Source organism: Pantoea sp. Aalb, assembly GCF_009829985.1.
GTDB lineage: Bacteria > Pseudomonadota > Gammaproteobacteria > Enterobacterales > Enterobacteriaceae > SZZU01.
On the sequence record NZ_SZZU01000003.1, the window covers coordinates 90,242 to 109,787 of the forward strand.

The following is a 19,546-nucleotide window of genomic DNA, read 5'->3' on the forward strand; positions in this document are numbered from 1 at the left end:
TTATATAATCATGAATTATGATATGATTATATAAATCTTATAATATAAAAAATAGTTATTTTGTGTAAATTTTTATAAAAAATACAATTATATATAATATATGATTAAGCTTATTAGTATAATATTATTATACTATATTTACTATCGAATAAATATTGTTACTGTAGATAATTTTATATATTTAAGAACGTATCATCCGCCAATAATTAATGAGACGCAAAAAATTATTTTTTACAGTTTGAATTAAATCGTTATCTTCTAAGTTACCATAAAGCCATTGACGCGATGGTTCATTGAAAATAGTCCTTCCAATTGCAAAACCTTTCACTAATGGTACTTTTGCAGCTGAAATAAAACTTTCTTTTATCTTTTTTTCAGAAGCATTGAGTCCTAGCATTAAAATGCCTCGACAATAAGAATCATTGTGATTAATTAAATGGCTAATAGCATTCCAGTTTTCCCTAGACATAGGAGGTAATTTCCACCAATCTGGCTTTATTCCTAAGCTATAAAAATGACCTATTATGTCATAATAATAAGATTCATTATGATCTGGATGGTTTTCTGGTAAAAGTACTTCTAAAAGTAGCTCATGTCCGCTTTTGTTACAAGCATGCCACACTTCAAGAAGTAAATTATCTTGTGCTTTACTTATAATTTCGCTATCATGCGGATGATAAAAAATTAAGCATTTAATTACGTGTTCTTGTGGCCAGTGAATTAGTTGTGTTCCGATACTCCCATGTTCTAATTGTAATGGACGTGAATTTGGCATCTCAATCGCTCGACCAATCCACCATCCTTTACCAGTAACATTATTTAATACTTTTTGTCCATACGTAGTATCTATCAATATACCACTTTTTTTATTTAAACCTATTTCATTTATTGTTCTTTCTGCAGCTTTTAATAATAGTAATTTAAGTTCTATAATGCGTTTTTCATTAGTACCAGCTTCTCTTGCCATTTCAATAAATTGCTTACGATGATCAAAAGCAAATATATTCAGCTCTGGCCATTCTTGTTTTCGAGTTGTTACTCGATGTAAATGATGTAAATATACATTAAGATCTGGACGTTGAATTGTTGGATAGCTCAATAAATAATCCAGTTCTTTTTTAGTTGGCATGGCAGGTGCACATCCGTGGCGTGATACAACCAAAGCTCCACATGCATTAGCATACTGACAAGCTCGTTCCCAACTTTCATTATTTAACCATCCACGTAATAAACCAGACATAAAAGCATCTCCTGCACCTAATACATTTAATATATTTACAGGTATGCCTTTTTGGTGCTTTATATTTTTCCAGTTATCAGAGATTTCATTTTCAAATATTACACAACCTAATAATCCACGTTTACATATTAAAGTAGCTTTGCTAAAATTTCGTACATGTTGTAAAGCTAATAATGTATCTTTACTCCCACCGGCAATTTGAAATTCTTCTTCTGTACCAACAATTAAATCAAAATAATGCATTACATGACTTAATGTTTTGGTTACCTCACTAGATTCAATAAATCTTGTTTCTCCATCTCCTACAGAAGTTAATCCCCAAAGTACTGGCCGATAATCAATATCTAATGCCATTTTTATATTATTTCGTTTTGCAATATGCAATGCCTTTAATACTGCTGCTCTAGTATTCGGATGTGATAGGTGGGTGCCAGTTACAGCAAGCGCTCTAGAAGAAATAATAAATTCCTCTTTAATATCTTCAGGTATTAAGCCCATATCAGCACAATTATCTCGATAAAAAATTAATGGAAATGTTTTTTCGTCTTTAATACCTAGGATTACTAATCCTGTTAATCGATTTTTATCTATTATTAAACCATCAGTATTACATCCAACGCGTTGTAATTCTTCACGTAAAAAACGTCCATTATGCTCATCACCTACACGTGCTAACATTGCAGATTTAATTCCTTGAATAGCTGTACCATACGCTACATTTCCAGAAGATCCACCTAGATATTTAGCAAATGAATTCATATCTTCTAAACGTGATCCTATTTGTTGGCCGTAAAGATCAATAGCGATACGTCCAATACAAATTAAATCTAATCGCTTTTGTTGTATGTTCATATGATGCCTTGTTAATTTCATATTTATTTTTAACTTTTAATAGTTATAGTAGTTTTCATATATAAAAAAATTATATTTTCATATATGAAATATTTTTTTAAAAAAAGAAATAAATAGATTTTATTATGCAAACAAAAGAATAATATATTCTATTATGTATCTTTAATATAGTAATTAAATTCAATATATTATTGAGATACATTACTATTATATTAATTTGCTTTTTATCGTAAATTAGAAAAATTTCATTTTATTAAAAATAATGGAATAAATATTTGTATGTCATTCTATTAAAATATGATAAATATTAATCTGTAGTTAGATTAAATAGCTAAACAAAATGATTTTTTGTAGACGAAGGAAGAATATATGGCTACTATTAGAATTACTATGGCACAGGCATTAATAAAATTTCTTCATAATCAGTATTTAAATGTTGATGGAGTAGAAATTAAGTTTATAAAAGGAATTTTTGCTATTTTTGGTCACGGTAATGTATTGGGATTAGGACAAGCTCTTGAGCAAGATAGTAGTAATATGCTAGTATACCAAGGACGTAATGAACAAGGTATGGCACATGCTGCTATTGGTTTTGCTAAACAGTCATTACGACGTCAGATTATTGCTTGTACATCTTCAGTGGGACCAGGCGCTACTAATATGATTACTGCTGCTGCAACTGCAACAGCAAATCGTATTCCTCTACTATTACTTCCAAGTGATGTATTTGCTACACGACAACCTGATCCAGTTCTACAACAAATTGAACAAAGTTACGATCTTAGCATTAGTGCAAATGATGCTTTTCGTTCTGTTAGTAAATATTGGGATCGTATTAGTCGTCCAGAGCAATTAATGACTTCCTGTATTAATGCTATGCGTGTTCTAATTGATCCAGCCGAAACTGGTGCTGTAGTTCTTTCATTACCACAAGATGTACAGGGAGAGGCATGGCATTTTCCTGAATATTTTTTTCAAAAACGTATACATCGCTTAGATAGACGCCTTCCTACTACAGTACAGTTAGAAGAAGCATTTATGCTTATTAAACATAAACATAAGCCATTAATTATTTGTGGTGGTGGAGTTAAATACTCTGAAGCAGGTAATATACTAGTCCAATTTGCAGAACGTTTTAATATTCCTTTTGCTGAAACACAAGCAGGAAAAGGAACTATATTATCTAACCATATACTTAATGTAGGTGGTGTTGGTGAAACTGGTTGTTTAGCTGCTAATTTATTAGCAAAACAAGCAGATCTAATAATTGGAATTGGTACACGTTATACTGACTTTACTACTGCATCAAAATGGATTTTTCAAAATCCAGATGTTAGTTATCTGAATATTAATGTTAATCTATTTGATACATATAAGTTAGATGGTGTACAGTTATTAGCAGATGCACGTGAAGCTTTAATAGCATTAAGTACTGGTGTTAAAGAATTTGATAATCATTGGGGAGATCAAGTTTCTCAAGCACAGAGTAAATTCTTAAAAGAAAGGCAACGATTTTATAATACTACTTATAATTCTTATGATTTTATTCCGGAAATTGCTGATCATATTGATCGTGAAGCTTTGTTTTCAGAATTTAAGCGCTTAACTCAATCAGTATTAACTCAAAGTAATGTTCTTGGTATTTTAAATGATTATCTTCCTCAAAATGCAATTATTGTAGCTGCAGCAGGTAGTCTACCAGGAGATTTACAACGTATGTGGCAAACTAAAAGTTACCTTTCATACCATGTTGAATATGGATATTCTTGCATGGGTTATGAAATTAATGCTGCATTAGGTGTGAAATTAGCACAACCAGATAGTGAAGTATATGCAATGGTTGGTGATGGATCGTTTATGATGCTTCACTCTGAACTAGTCACTTCTATTCAAGAAGGTGCAAAAATTAATGTTATTTTATTAGATAATATGAGTAATGCATGTATAAATAATTTACAAATGGAACATGGGATAAATAGTTTTACTACAGAGTTTCGCTTCAGAAATAAAGATAGTGGTAAATTAGATGGTGGTTTTATACCGATAGATTTTGCAACGATTGCTAGCGGTTATGGATGTAAAACGTATAAAGTTACTACAATTGATCAGTTAAAATATGCATTAAAAAACTCACAAAAACAATCTATTTCTACTCTTATTGATATAAAAGTCTTACCGAAAACGATGACACATAAATATTTTAGTTGGTGGCACGTTGGTATAGCACAAACATCCACTTCTGAACATACTCAACAGATTTTAAAAAGACTGAATGCATATATAGAACAAGCGCGTAAGTATTAGTTTATTTTTAATTCATAGTAATTTTTTTCTTTTTTTATTTTAAGTATAGTCATTCAATTATATAGGTGTAATTATGGCACTAAAGTTAGGTGTAATTGGCATTGGCACAATCGGACAAGAACATATTCATCGTTGTAATAATATATTACAAGATGTAAAAATTGTTGCAGTTTCTGATATTAACGTTGAAGTTGCTCATAATGTGCTTAATAGGTTGAAAATTGATGCTAAGGTATATCAAAATAGCAATCATATGATTAATTCACCAGAAGTAGATGCTATACTCGTTACATCTTCTGATTCTACACATGAACAATTTGTTCTTAATGCCATATCAATAGGTAAATCAGTATTTTGTGAAAAACCGTTAGCAATGAATGCTGAAGGATGTTTAAAAATTATTAATACTGAAATGGAAAAAGGAAAGCGATTAGTTCAGGTTGGGTTTATGCGTCAATATGATCCTGGGTATTGTGCACTGAAAAAGGTTATTACTGATGGTAAGATTGGAAAACCTTTAATTCTTCATTGTGCACACCGTAATGAAAATGTTGATAAAAATTATACTACCGAAGCAGTGATTACTAATACTTTAATTCATGAATTAGATATACTACGTTGGCTTATTGAAGATAATTATAAAACTGTGCAAGTGATTTTTCCTCGAACAACTTCCAATTCGCATGCTAATCTAAGAGATCCTCAAATTTTTCTACTAGAAACACAAAAAGGAATACGTATTGATGTAGAAATCTTTGTTAATTGTTCTTATGGATATGATATCCAATGTGAAGTTGTAGGTGAAGATGGTATTGCTAGATTACCTGAACCATCTACTGTTCAGATGCGTAAAAACAATCTTTTGAGTACTATGTTATTTACTCATTGGAAAGATCGCTTTATTGATGCATATAACATTGAATTACAATCATTTATTAATGGAGTTAAAAATGAGTACCTTACAGGTCCTTCTGCCTGGGATGGTTTTGCTGCTTCTATAGCAGCTGATGCCTGTCTAAAAGCACAAAACAGTGGCGATATTGAAATAATTAAAACATTACCTTGTCCTATATTTTATAATTAATATTCAAATATTTTATATATATAACTTTGCTATGAGTAATCGAGACTTAAAAATGACTAAAAGCGATGTACACTTGGCCATCTCACCCATTGGTTGGACCAATGATGATATGCCAGATATTGGTAGTGAAAATACTTTCCAACAAACTATAAGTGAAATTGCTTTAGCTGGTTTTGTAGGAAGTGAAGTAGGAAGTAAATATCCCCATGATCCTAAAATTTTAAAACCAATGTTAGATATTCGAGGAATTAAAATATGTAGTGCTTGGTTTAGCACTTTTTTTGCTGATGGAAATAAAAATAAAACTATTGAAAATTTTATTAAAAAAATAGACTTTTTAAGTGTTATGGGAGCTAACGTGATTGGTTGTTCTGAACAAAGTAAAAGTATTCAAGGGACTATGTTACCAATTTTTGAAAAAAAACCTATTTTTACTGATAATGATTGGCGTTTAATAATTGAAGGTTATAATGAATTAGCAAACATTGCAAATGATAAAGGAATTCGTGTAACTATCCATCCTCACATGGGTACTGGTATTCAAACTGATAAAGAAATTGAATTATTCATGGAATCAACCAATACTAATATTGGTTTACTATATGATACTGGGCATATTTATTATTCATCCGGTTCACAAAAAACTATGAGTAAATTACTTACTCAATATGTATCAAGAATTTTTCATATTCATTTAAAAGACGTACGTGATCATGTTATTAAAGAAGTGCGTGAGAAATCTCTATCCTTTCTTGAAGGTGTCAGAAAAGGTACTTTTGCCGTTCCAGGCGATGGTGTAATTGATTTTAAAGTAATTTTTAATATTTTAAATGAAAATAATTATAAAGGATGGTTAGTTGTAGAAGCAGAACAAGATCCAGAATTCGCTAATCCATTTGAACATGCTGTTAAAGCACGTAGATACATTAGAGAAAATACTGGCTTATAATTAAAATAAACTATAAAGATTTAAAAATAAAAAACATTATTAATGTGATTAATATATATCAATAATTCTCATGAATTAGATATTAAAGTATTAAACTAATACTCTAGATTTATTTTATTTTTTATTTCTTAATAATAAGAGTGTTCATTATGATTATGGTTTGTGATGTCACGGACACCTTTTAATTCTGGGAAAGCCGTAAGAAGTTCTTTTTCAATGCCATCTTTTAATGTAATACTAATCATTGAACAACCATTACATCCTCCACTAAATTGTACGACAGCATAACCATCATCTGTAATTTCTATTAAGGATACTTTTCCACCATGACCAGCTAGTTGTGGATTAATTTGTACTTTTAGAAGATATTCTACGCGCTCAATTAAAGGAGCATTATCAGGAACTTTATTTAACTTAGCTTTTGGTGCTTTTAATGTTAAAGTTGATCCAAGATCATCAAAAATTAAATCAATTTCAGCTCCTTTAAGATATGGTATACTAAAATTATCAATATATACTGAGAATTTTTCAAATTTAAATTCAGTATCAGTATCTTCAATAGCATCTAATGGACAATATGATACACCACATTCAGCATTTGGTGTATTTGGATTAATAACAAATACTCTAATTTGTGTTCCGTATTCTTGTTTTTCTAATAGTTTTTTAAAGTGATCTTGCGCAGAATTAGTTATTTTAATCATATTAATTACTCAATTTTTCTAAAAAATACGATGCAAGACTATGTTATCTTAATAAAATGAGAATTTAATTCTATATTAAAAAATAAGGTAAATCTTAAATTTAATAAATATAATAATTTTTTATTAATACTCCATAAATCCATCTAGTATACTTTAGATACTAGATTATTTATATCTATAATTTTATAAATAAAATATTTATAGTTTTATATCTATAAAAATTTATATTTTTTTATTTCTTTAAGAATATCAAAGAATGAGTTCTTTATATTATTATAGTGTAGGCAAAGGCAATCATAATCTTATGTTATTACATGGTTGGGGTTTAAATGCTGAAATATGGCAAATTATTGTTGCTAAACTTTCCTTACACTTACGATTACATTTATTAGATCTACCAGGATTTAGCCGTAGTAAAAAATTTGGACCCCTAACTTTACCAGAAATGGCACAAATTTTACTACCATATTTACCATCAAGAACAATATTATTAGGATGGTCACTTGGTGGTTTAGTAGCCACTCAGATAGCTTTGACTAATCCACAATCTATCAGTGCCTTAATAAGCGTAGCTTCTTCTCCTTGTTTTACTGCTCGGGATAATTGGCCTGGTATTAAGCCCATTACATTACAAGTTTTGCAGAAACAGTTAGCCAATAATTTTCATAGTACTATTGAACGATTCTTAATGTTACAAGTTATGGGAGCTAAAAATACACGTAAAGATATTTATAAAATAAAAGATTTAATATTTGCGCAACCTATATCAACTGTAGAAGTATTAGAAAGTGGTTTAAAAATTTTAAAAAATACAGATCTACGTCCATATTTACCTAAAATCACTATACCATTTTTACGTATATATGGATCTTTAGATGTGTTAGTTCCAAGAAAAATATGCAATGAATTAGACACTTATCTTCCTACTTCATCATCTATAGTTATGGATAAGACAACACATGCACCATTTATTTCACATCCAGAAATATTTTGTCGATATATTCTTGATTTTATTAAATCTATATAGAATACCTAGATAATTATATATCTATATAATATAAATATTATATTATATTATATAGATATATAATAAATTCATTTTAGATTAAAAATTTTTAAATATTAATTTTTTAAAATTAAACCAGTAAATTAAAAAATTTAATCTAATTAAACTTATTACTAAAGTTTTTAGTGTATTTTTAGTACAAAGATTATATTATTGGTATAAGTATAGTTAGTACATGTAGATACTTAATTTTATTTTAAAAATAAAAATTAATTACGATTTTAATTGCTAATTTATATATATAGATTCTCATTATAATTAAAATCTATATATGGGCTATATATATTTATATAAATTTTATAAATCATTTTAATATACTAATGTATTAGTTATACTATTTAATTTTTAATCTAAAGATAGATTGCTTAGTTAAGCAATCTAATTTTTTTATTTATTCAATACATGCATAATTCACTAATTGATATATAATATATGATCATATTGTAATATTTAGCATTTAAGACTGTTTTATTATGAAAGATTTAATTTTAAATAAAAAATATATTTAATATTGATAAGTAAATATTTTACTTAATATAAGTATGTTACATGGAATATTAGTTCATGTTTTTATATATATTTCTAATATTTAAGTTAACTATTTTATAGTATCATACGGTTATATTAAGTTTGAGACTACTATGAAAAAATCCTTAGAAAAACCTAACATAATAAATGTGGAAGTAGTAGCTTGTTCTCAGTTATTTACAATCGAAGCAGTAGATCTTACATTTAGTAATGGTGTACGAAGAATCTATGAACGTATGAAACCGTGCGATCATGAAGCTGTAATGATCGTACCTATTCTTGGATATAATTTAATTCTTATTCAAGAGTATGCAGTTGGTTTAGACAGTTATCAATTAACCTTCCCAAAAGGACGAATTGATTTTGGCGAAAACGCATTTGAAGCAGCAGATAGAGAACTTAAAGAAGAAGTTGGTTTTGGTGCAGCTAGAATTGAAGTTTTAGGTAAACTTACTATGGCTCCTTCTTATTTTTCTCATAGAATGACTATTGTTGTAGCAGAAGGTCTTTATGAAAGAAAGTTACAAGGAGATGAACCAGAACCACTAATTATATATCGATGGCCATTAGATAATTTACTAGAATTATTAAACAAACCTGATTTTCGAGAAGCACGAAATGTTAGTGCATTATTTATGGTACGTGAATGGCTAGTAAGTCAAGGTCGTTTAAATTATTAATTAATTATTAATAAATACTATTATTTTTTTATTATCTGCTTATTTTATGAATAATTATATGCTTATAGCATATATTATAAATTTGTTTTTATTTATATTTTATATATTTAAATCTTTAGAATATTATAATATCGATTTATATTAAGATATAAATATAAATATAAATATAAATATAAATATAATAAATAAATAAATAAATAAATAAATAAATAAAAATTAAGTTTTTTAATGTATTTCATAAAGCAAATTTTGATTTTATTTTTTCTATATCTTTATCTTTAGATTTTATAAAAAAATTAATAACACAAATATATATTAATTAATATTAACTTAAGTTTATATATTTTTATTAATATTTATGAGTTTGTTAGGTAATATACAAAATTAAATTATAGTAAGTTATAGTTAATAATAATTATTTTATATAAAAATTGCATTTAAAATATAAGTTATAAATATACTTTGATATCAGTCCAAATAAATGATGCATTAAAGTTAAATAAGGATTAAAATGCATAACAATACTTTAAGACATACTGAAAATCAAAATTGATAGCTAAAAACATATTTTATTATGGTAAAACTTATATCTATTTTTAATTTTACTAAATTAAAGTAGAAAATTTATTATCTGAATATCAAGTATATTGACGAAAAAGTAAAATTAGCATAAAACTTAATTGCAAAAAAAGTAAATACGATTCTAACGATAGTTAGAAATAAATTTGTTTTCTAAATAAACTATAAAAGGATCTTTTCTTTCGTGGAAGAAAAATTGTTAATTATAAAATGATCTTGTATATGAAATTAAGAAAATTAGGTTAATAAAAATATATTCAGTGCTCAATTAGTGAATTACTGAAGTAACTTTTATCTCAATCTTATAAAGAATGATATCTTAGTTCGTCTCCCGCCAGTAAAATTCTGTTTGCGGGGTATCATCAACAAAACTTTTAATAATATCGATAAAATGGCAGAAAAACGCAATATCTTTCTGGTTGGACCGATGGGTGCTGGTAAAAGCACTATAGGTCGTCAGTTAGCTCAGCAACTAAATATGGATTTTTTTGACTCCGATTACGAAATTGAGCGACGTACTGGAGCAGATGTAGGGTGGGTATTCGATGTAGAAGGTGAATCAGGGTTTAGAGATCGTGAAGAAAAGATTATTAATGAACTGACAGATAAACAAGGCATTATATTGGCTACAGGCGGCGGTTCTATTAAATCCCGTGAAACCCGTAACCGTCTTTCTGCACGTGGAGTAGTTATTTATCTTGAAACTACTATCGATAAACAACTTATTCGAACACAGCGTGATAAAAAACGTCCATTATTACAAGTAGATGCTCCGCCAAAAGAAGTTTTAGAAAAATTAGCAAAAGAAAGGAATTATCTTTACAAGGAAATAGCTGATATTACTATTTGCACTGACGATAAAAGTGTAAAATCTGTTGTAAATCAGATTATTAATATGCTGGAAAAAAAATAATATCCAGTTGCTTCAGAATTTCGCTATAGGTATCAGTTATCATGGATCGGATTATTGTTTCACTGGGTAATCGTAGTTATCCTATTACGATAGATGCTGGATTATTTAAAGATATGGCTTCTTTTTGGCCATTAAAAGCAGGTGATAATGCTATGCTGGTTACTAACCAGACATTGGCCTCCTTATATTTGGACACATTATTAACATTATTGATGAGTGAAAATGTAAATATACAAAAAATCATTTTGCCAGATGGCGAACAATATAAAACATTATCGATGGCAGATAAAGTATTTACAATGTTATTACAAAAAAATCATAGTCGTGATACTACACTTATTGCACTAGGTGGTGGAGTAATTGGTGATTTAACAGGATTTATTGCTGCTACTTATCAAAGAGGTGTAAGGTTTATTCAAGTACCTACTACTCTTTTATCTCAAGTTGACGCTTCTGTAGGTGGTAAAACTGCTATTAATCATTTACTTGGTAAAAATATGATAGGAGCTTTTTATCAACCTGTATCTGTAGTAATAGATATAAATTGTTTAAATACTCTACCTTTACGTGAATTAGTATCAGGTTTAGCAGAAGTAATTAAATATGCAATTATTTTTGATAATGAATTCTTCGAATGGCTAGAACAAAATGTCGATACATTGTTAGCTCGCGATAATAATGCAATAGTCTATTGTATTCGTCGATGTTGTGAAATCAAAGCAAAATTAGTAGCAGCTGATGAATTAGAAAGTGGAATAAGAGCATTACTTAATTTAGGACATACTTTCGGTCATGCTATTGAAACTTATATGGGATACGGAAATTGGCTCCACGGTGAAGCTGTATCTGTAGGGATTGTAATAGCATGTCGTATCTCTGAACGCCTTGGACAATTTAATACCTGCTATACAAATCGTATTATCGATCTTTTACATCGAGTTGGATTACCAATATATGGACCATATAGTATGAAACCTGAAGATTATTTACCATACATTGCTCGTGATAAAAAAGTACTTGCAGGTAAGTTAAGATTAGTATTACCCGTAAAAATTGGATATGCTAAAGTGTATACAAATATAATGAATGATACGATATTAGCAGGAATTACTGATTGTTATAATTGTTAATTTTATATTATTATTCATACTTGAGAAAGTTATATTAATTTATCATTAAAGTATTGATTAAATTAGTTTTAAATAAATTAAAAGACAAATTAATATTTCCTAGAATTAACTATCTTTAATCTTTAATTAATAAAAATAAATAAGGGTATGTATTAATAATTAATTTTATTATTATTTATATATAGAATGAAGAAAACCCGAGCTTTTTTAAAATGGGCTGGAGGAAAATATCAACTGCTTGACGATATTCGTCGTTATTTACCAAAAGGTGACTGTCTTATCGAACCGTTTGTAGGTGCTGGTTCTGTATTTCTTAATATTGATTATGATCGTTATCATTTAGCAGATATCAATGGTGACTTGATCAATCTTTATAATATCGTTAAAATGCGTACGATATCATTCATTGAAGATGCTAGTCAGTTGTTTACTAATAACGGCAATACAGCAGCAATTTACTATGCACTTCGCACAGCCTTTAATGCTAGTAACGATGCATATTATCGTGCTGTTTTATTCCTTTATTTAAACCGACATGGGTATAATGGTTTATGCCGTTATAACTTACGAGGCGAGTTTAACGTACCTTTTGGTTATTATAATAAACCTTATTTCCCTGAAGCTGAATTACTATATTTTGCTGAACGAGCACAAAAAGCAACATTTGTATGTGAATCGTACGATATTACCTTAACCCGTGCATATAAAGGATCAGTTATATATTGTGATCCACCATATACCCCATTATCTAGCACAGCAAAATTTACTACTTATCATACTAATAGATTTAGTTTACAAGAACAACTTCATTTAGCAGAATTAGCTAATAAACTATCAAACGAGAATAATATACCATTACTAATTTCTAATCATGATACTCTATTAACACGAAAGTGGTATAAACACGCTCATTTACATGTAGTAAAAGCGAGACGTTCTATTAGTAGGAATATAAGTAGTAGAATTCAAGTTAATGAATTATTGGCACTTTTTAGATAAATTATATACTATATTAGTATTTAAAGCTTAGGAAATTTGGATGAAAAATTTTTTGTTGGCACCTTCAATTCTTGCAGCTGATTTTGCTCGGTTAGGAGAAGAAACTACAAAAGTATTAGCCGCAGGAGGTAATATTATTCATTTTGATGTCATGGATAATCATTATGTTCCTAATTTAAGTATGGGGCCAATGCTATTAAAATCTTTACGTGCATACGGTATTACTGCACCTATCGATGTACATTTAATGATACAGCCAGTAGATGCATTAATACCAGAATTTGCTAAAGCTGGCGCTAGTTTTATTTCTTTTCATCCTGAAGCAAGTAATAATATAAGTCGTACTTTAAAAGTAATTAAAGAACATGGATGTAAAGCTGGATTAGCCTTTAATCCATGTACTTCACTTCATTATCTTGATTATACAATCAATTCGATAGACCTCATCCTAATAATGTCAGTTAATCCAGGGTTTTGTGGTCAACCTTTTATTCCAAATACAATAGATAAGCTATTTCAAGTACGTTGCTTGATAGATAATAAAGGATATAACATACGTCTTGGAGTAGATGGAGGTATAAATATTAACAATATAAATCAAGTAGCGACAGCTGGTGCAGATATGTTTGTTGTTGGTTCAGCAATTTTTAATCATCGAAATTATGAAGAAGTTATCAATAAAATGAGATTAGAATTAAAAAAAACAAACAATGCATTTCATTAAAATATTTTTTAAAAAATAAAAAATGAATTTTCTGTTTATTAATGGATTTTTATTCACATCTATTAAATTTAATATTTCTATTATCAGGATAAAATATGGATAAAAATATCGTTTTTAGCGGTATCCAACCTTCTGGTGAATTAACTATTGGGAATTATATAGGTGCATTACGTCAATGGGTAAAAATGCAACACAATTTTCATTGTATTTACTGTATTGTCGATCTACATGCTGTTACTGTACGCCAGAATCCAATATTATTACGTAAAGCAACTTTGGATACTTTAGCTATTTACCTTGCATGTGGAGTTAATCCTGATAAGAGTATTATTTTTGTACAATCGCATGTTCCTGAACATGCAGAGTTAAGTTGGTTACTAAATTGCTATGCATATTTCGGAGAACTGAATCGTATGACTCAGTTTAAAGATAAAGCTATGCGTTATAAAAAAAACGTTAATGTAGGTTTGTTTAATTATCCAATTATGATGGCAGCAGATATTTTATTATATCAGACTAGTCAAGTACCAGTTGGAGAAGATCAGAAACAGCATTTAGAATTTATCCGTAATATCGCTCAACGTTTTAATGCGTTATATGGTAATAATATATTTAAAATACCTGAACCTTTTATTCCAGAATTTGGTACACGTATCATGTCATTACTTGAACCTACAAAAAAAATGTCTAAGTCGGATAAAAATCGTAATAATGTGATTGGATTACTTGAAAATACTACAACAGTAATTAAAAAAATCAAACGTGCTACAACTGATTCCGATAATCCTGCAGTAATACGCTACAATACTATAGAAAAAGCAGGAATATCTAATCTACTAGATATTCTTTCTTGTATCACAGATAAAAGTATTATGGAATTAGAGCATGAGTTTGAAGGTAAATTATATGGATATTTTAAGGAAGTAGTGGCTGATACAGTTTCTAATATGTTAAATGAACTACAAAAGCATTATTATTATTTTCGTAATGATGAAAATTTCTTGAATGAAGTTATACATTCTGGTGCTTTAAAAGCGCGTGTTCATGCACAAAAAACATTAAAAAAAGTTTATGATGCAGTTGGTTTAGTTTTATATTAATGAATGCATGTAACTTTTATTTTTACTTTAAATATTATTTGTTTATTCTATTACCTTTATTAAAGATAATTATTAAATTATTCTTTAATTTAGAATAACATCATTCTTAATTATTCAATTTTTTAAAATTAAGAATATCTTATAATTATATTTCAATAATAATTAATACATCAAAAAGTTAATTAATTTAAGTAGATAAAGAAAATTTAATGTTATTATTAATAGATAATTACGATTCTTTTACTTGGAATCTTTATCAATATTTTCGTGAATTAGGAATGAAGGTAATTGTAGTACGTAATGATGCTATTACCATTGCTGAGATAGAATCATTACCTTTAACACATTTAGTTATTTCTCCTGGTCCATGTTCACCAAATACTTCTGGTATTTCAGTCAATGCAATAAGACATTTTTCAGGTTTAATACCTATTTTAGGAGTATGTCTTGGACATCAAGCAATTGCTTATGCATACGGTGCACATATAGTCCGTTCCCGTAAAGTAATGCATGGAAAAATATCAACAATTTTTCATAGTGAAAAAGGCGTATTTCGAAATTTAAAAAACTTTCTTAAGGTAACACGATATCATTCTCTGATAGTAGCACATGATACATTACCAGCTGAATTTGAAATTACAGCTTGGAGTTTAAACAAACAGGGTAATTATGATGAAATTATGGGATTTCGCCATCGAAACATACCTTTAGAAGGTATACAGTTTCATCCAGAAAGTATTTTAACTGAGCAAGGATATCAATTATTAGCTAATTTTATAAAAACATAACTATTAAGATATTTATTATCTTATAAATTAATGTTTTTCTGTATAAAAAACTTTTGATTTTTAAATGAATATTTAAACAATATAAACTACTATTAATTATTAAATGAATAAAATAGCGCGATGCCACCATCACGCTGTAGATAAAAGAAAATTAGCGAGTTCCATATACTACTATGGTTTTACCATGAGCAGATATCAAATTTTGATCTTCTAGCATTTTAAGGATGCGACCAACTGTTTCACGTGAACAACCAACAATTTGGCCAATTTCTTGACGAGTAATTCTAATTTGCATTCCATCCGGATGAGTCATAGCATCTGGTTGTTTTGCTAAATTAAGCAAAGTCTGTGCAATGCGACCAGTCACATCAAGAAAAGCAAGATTACCTACTTTTTCTGAAGTTACCTGTAGACGACGTGCCATCTGTGATGATAAACGCATTAAAATATCAGGGTTTACTTGAATAAGTTGAAGAAATTTTCTATAAGAAATTTCAGCAACTTCACATGGATTTTTGGCACGTACCCAAGCACTACGTGCTTGATCGTCTTCAAATAATCCTAGTTCTCCTATAAAATCTCCTTGGTTGAGATAAGAAAGAATCATCTCTTTCCCTTCTTCATCTTTGATTAGTACTGCAACAGTACCTTTCACAATATAGTAAAGTGTTTCCGCTTTCTCACCTTGATGGATGAGCGTACTTTTAGATGGATATTTGTGAATATGGCAATGGGACATGAACCATTCAAGGGTAGGGTCTATTTGTGGTTTGCCGAGAACCATTCGCTATTATCCTCTGTTATCTGATAATTATATAAAAATATAGGAATAAATTCCCATATTAATTTAGAAGAAATATATTTTTTTTTTGTTTATAACTATTAACTAGGTAATAATTTAAAATTAAAATATTTATTATTAATAATAAAATATCTTCTAATATATAAATAATTATTTAAATTATAAATATTACTTTTTAGTACAGGATATTATATATATAAAATAATATTTATCTTTTAGTTTTTAAATTATTTATTTTTTTCTTTTTATACTAACTCTATTATGATAAGTATCATAGTTAAACTTAACATACCACTTGTACTCTAAATATTTTATAATCCACAAAATTAACGATTAAAATTTTATCGAAAGATGATGAGGATTTCCTGTTTAGCGAAAGAATTAAAAATATTAATAGTTAGGAACATGTTGAAAGTTTAAATATATTAAAAAACTGAATGTAATTAATATAATCTTTATAGAGCGCATACATGTAATTTAATGAATTATGTTATTGTTTTTCATAAATTTATTATTTTAATAATATCATAAATTAGCTTTTAAAGCTACTCTAAATTTAATAACTTATAGTATATAATTACTACTAGTAAGTCTATGTGTTCTATATACTTAATGATTAAAAATTATTAGATATTAAACTAAAATAATTAATATCTCTATCTATCTTACATGTTTTATATATTTACTACTATATTTATTTTAAATTAAGTATATAAATATATTTGTAGAAACTATCTTTTCTACATTATCTACATTTTATTTGATTTAAAATTTACAACAAATAAGATTAATGAATGTTTTTATAATCAATAAAATTGATACCAATAATCATTATATGCCTAGGTAACTCACTTAATAATTCTCTTTGTAAAGCTTGACCATAATTGCATTATATATGCAAACATATAACATTAAAAATAATATAATTATGTTTTATAATTAATATCTTTAGTATTAATTTATATGGTTTATGCTAGAATAGCTCTTATTTTATTTTAGTTGTATTGATCTTATCAATAACTTTAACTGAAAATATATTATAGATAAATAAATCTAAACCATTAATGTTTAACTAATTTTATTTATCCCTAAAATCTATATTTTTAGTATCTAAATACATTTTTAAAATTCTTTAATAATGATTTATCTATAATAATATAGACATAAATTTATTTCAATATATCTAATCATTAATTTTTATATATTACTTTTTTATGTAATAAAATATTTAATTAAATAAAATACTTATTTCGATTAAAAGATATCCATCTTTTAATCATTTAGTTTAAAAAACTTTTATTTTATATAAATATTATTTTCTATAAGTAGATAACATCTTATTATTAGAAAAAATTTAATATTCTTTTATCTAAAAACATTTTTTAGTAATAATTTATTCTGAGTTTAGATAAACATAAGATTATTAGATGAAAACAATATTCTTTAAATTTAATAGCTTCTTGATGCTTATTTTTTTGTTGTTTGATAATAATTGATTAAAATAATTAACTGAATGAAAAAATTACTTTTATATTCAATAATTAAATTATTATTTAAGATATAATAGCAAATTACATTTTTATTTTTATTTTTATTTAAACATTATTAGCTTAGATTTAAAAATTATATTTTTCATTAAATTAAATTATAATTACCAAATAATTATAATAATTTTCTAAATGTAAAAATACATTTATTCCACTCTTAGCTTAATTTTTTTAAATACGTCTAATAACCGATAAATTTTCATACTATTTGAAAAATATATAAAAAAACAGATGATTCTTTGCACTATATTACTAGTACTTATCAATCTTAAAAAATTAATATTTTGTATTTTAAATAAATATACTAATTTGTATTTTAAATAAATATACTAAATGGAGAGTGTCATGAAAGAACATATTTTTTTTACTCCTCTTAGCCCATACATAGGTGCACAAGTTCATAATGTTTATATCAATCGTCCGTTGAGTGACGATCAATTTGAACAACTGAATCAAGGATTGTTACAATATCAAGTTCTATTTTTACGAAATCAAGTAATAACTCCAGAACAGCACTATGCATTAGCAATTCGTTTTGGCAATTTACATATTCATCCGATTTATCCTCATGCAAAAGGAGTTAAAGAAATTATAGTATTAGATACTAATAATGATAATCCACCTGATAATGATAATTGGCATACTGATGTAACTTTTATTAATACACCACCAGCTATTGCAATCTTATCTTCAAAGTTAGTTCCAGAAACAGGCGGTGATACTTTGTGGGCTAGTTGTATTGCAGCATATGAAGCTTTATCTGAACCATTAAAAACATTATTAAATCAATTAAGATCAGAGCATGATTTTAAAAAATCATTTCAAGAATTTAAATATTGTAAAACAGAAGAAGAATATAAAAAATGGCAACAAGCAGTAGAAAAATATCCTCCTATTCAACATCCTGTAGTGCGTACTCATCCAATAAATAAACGTAAAGCTATTTTTATTAATGAAGGATTTACAACACGTTTAGTCGGATTAAATGAAAAAGAAAGCGATGCTTTACTTAGTTTTTTATTTTCGCATATTACTAAACCAGAGTTTCAAATACGCTGGCGTTGGAATGAGAATGATATAGCGATTTGGGATAATCGTATAACACAACATTATGCTAATGCTGATTATTATCCGTCACGTCGAGTGATGCACCGCGCTACGGTATTAGGTGATATACCTTTTTGATGAATATATTTTTAGTTTTTGAACATTAAAATAAATCATTACGATACATCATTAGATATAAAATATTAAATTTTAAGTTTACAGTAGTAATTTACATGCTTATGATTAAATCAATATATTATTTAAATCATTGAATTCGAAATTCAATGATTTAAATAATATATGTAAATATATGACTTAATAATTGAAAAATCAATATTTTTACATGTTGATATTAATCACAATAATTATCTGTTACTAAATATCATATGCATTTAATAATAACCTATATACTATACCTATAGAGTATTTTATATACATAATTATTATGAGGACTATTTATATCGATTATTTAGCGGATGTCATAGATGATTCGAAAGGAGGGTAATGATA

15 protein-coding genes are annotated in these 19,546 nt (G+C 27.4%); 12 read left to right on the plus strand and 3 right to left on the minus strand.

The annotated features are described in order from the left end of the window. Positions 1 to 181: 181 nt before the first annotated feature. Positions 182 to 2,092 carry a 5-dehydro-2-deoxygluconokinase gene (gene iolC / locus FD728_RS03835; RefSeq protein ID WP_159934989.1) on the minus strand — a complete coding sequence of 637 codons (1,911 nt, stop codon included), beginning with the start codon at positions 2,090 to 2,092 and terminating at the stop codon, positions 182 to 184. Between the two features lie 369 nt (positions 2,093 to 2,461). On the opposite strand from iolC, the gene iolD reads away from it, so the two are divergent. The 3 genes from iolD (at position 2,462) to iolE (ending at position 6,429) form a co-directional block, all read left to right on the plus strand. After that, positions 2,462 to 4,396, plus strand: a complete 1,935-nt coding sequence (gene iolD / locus FD728_RS03840) for a 3D-(3,5/4)-trihydroxycyclohexane-1,2-dione acylhydrolase (decyclizing) (RefSeq protein ID WP_159934991.1) — start codon at positions 2,462 to 2,464, stop codon at positions 4,394 to 4,396. 73 nt (positions 4,397 to 4,469) lie between these two features. Next, a complete protein-coding gene (locus FD728_RS03845; protein WP_159934993.1) occupies positions 4,470 to 5,480 on the plus strand; it encodes a Gfo/Idh/MocA family protein in 1,011 nt (336 codons plus the stop codon). A 52-nt stretch (positions 5,481 to 5,532) separates the two neighbouring features. Beyond that, complete coding sequence (iolE, locus tag FD728_RS03850) at positions 5,533 to 6,429, plus strand: myo-inosose-2 dehydratase (protein ID WP_159934995.1); 897 nt, start codon at positions 5,533 to 5,535, stop codon at positions 6,427 to 6,429. Between the two features lie 128 nt (positions 6,430 to 6,557). Here iolE and nfuA read toward each other — a convergent pair whose 3' ends face one another. Then, positions 6,558 to 7,133, minus strand: a complete 576-nt coding sequence (gene nfuA, locus FD728_RS03855; protein ID WP_159934997.1) for a Fe-S biogenesis protein NfuA — start codon at positions 7,131 to 7,133, stop codon at positions 6,558 to 6,560. Positions 7,134 to 7,389: 256 nt separating this feature from the next. Here nfuA and bioH point away from each other — a divergent pair, with 256 nt between their 5' ends. From bioH to FD728_RS03895, 8 genes are all read left to right on the plus strand, one after another. Continuing rightward, positions 7,390 to 8,160: a pimeloyl-ACP methyl ester esterase BioH gene (bioH, locus tag FD728_RS03860; RefSeq protein ID WP_159934999.1), complete on the plus strand. Its 771-nt coding sequence runs from the start codon at positions 7,390 to 7,392 to the stop codon at positions 8,158 to 8,160. Between the two features lie 680 nt (positions 8,161 to 8,840). Continuing rightward, positions 8,841 to 9,407, plus strand: coding sequence for an ADP compounds hydrolase NudE (nudE, locus tag FD728_RS03865; protein WP_159935001.1), 567 nt, complete (start codon positions 8,841 to 8,843; stop codon positions 9,405 to 9,407). Positions 9,408 to 10,377: 970 nt separating this feature from the next. Then, positions 10,378 to 10,899 (plus strand): shikimate kinase AroK, encoded by a 522-nt coding sequence (aroK, locus tag FD728_RS03870; RefSeq protein ID WP_159935003.1) that lies wholly within the window; start codon positions 10,378 to 10,380, stop codon positions 10,897 to 10,899. 41 nt (positions 10,900 to 10,940) lie between these two features. Beyond that, positions 10,941 to 12,029, plus strand: coding sequence for a 3-dehydroquinate synthase (gene aroB, locus FD728_RS03875; RefSeq protein WP_159935005.1), 1,089 nt, complete (start codon positions 10,941 to 10,943; stop codon positions 12,027 to 12,029). 186 nt (positions 12,030 to 12,215) lie between these two features. Further along, a complete protein-coding gene (gene dam, locus FD728_RS03880; protein WP_159935007.1) occupies positions 12,216 to 13,028 on the plus strand; it encodes an adenine-specific DNA-methyltransferase in 813 nt (270 codons plus the stop codon). Between the two features lie 40 nt (positions 13,029 to 13,068). Further along, on the plus strand, positions 13,069 to 13,752 hold the full coding sequence (rpe, locus tag FD728_RS03885; protein ID WP_159935009.1) for a ribulose-phosphate 3-epimerase: 684 nt from the start codon (positions 13,069 to 13,071) through the stop codon (positions 13,750 to 13,752). Positions 13,753 to 13,847: 95 nt separating this feature from the next. After that, complete coding sequence (gene trpS, locus FD728_RS03890) at positions 13,848 to 14,852, plus strand: tryptophan--tRNA ligase (protein ID WP_159935011.1); 1,005 nt, start codon at positions 13,848 to 13,850, stop codon at positions 14,850 to 14,852. A gap of 209 nt (positions 14,853 to 15,061) precedes the next feature. Further along, entirely contained in the window at positions 15,062 to 15,640 is a 579-nt protein-coding gene (locus tag FD728_RS03895; protein ID WP_159935013.1) for an aminodeoxychorismate/anthranilate synthase component II, read from the plus strand. Positions 15,641 to 15,791: 151 nt separating this feature from the next. On the opposite strand, the gene crp is transcribed toward FD728_RS03895, so the two are convergent. Then, positions 15,792 to 16,424, minus strand: a complete 633-nt coding sequence (gene crp, locus FD728_RS03900) for a cAMP-activated global transcriptional regulator CRP (protein WP_159935015.1) — start codon at positions 16,422 to 16,424, stop codon at positions 15,792 to 15,794. 1,910 nt (positions 16,425 to 18,334) lie between these two features. Between crp and tauD the strand changes: the two genes are divergently transcribed. Next, positions 18,335 to 19,174, plus strand: coding sequence for a taurine dioxygenase (tauD, locus tag FD728_RS03905; RefSeq protein ID WP_159935017.1), 840 nt, complete (start codon positions 18,335 to 18,337; stop codon positions 19,172 to 19,174). Positions 19,175 to 19,546 lie beyond the last annotated feature (372 nt).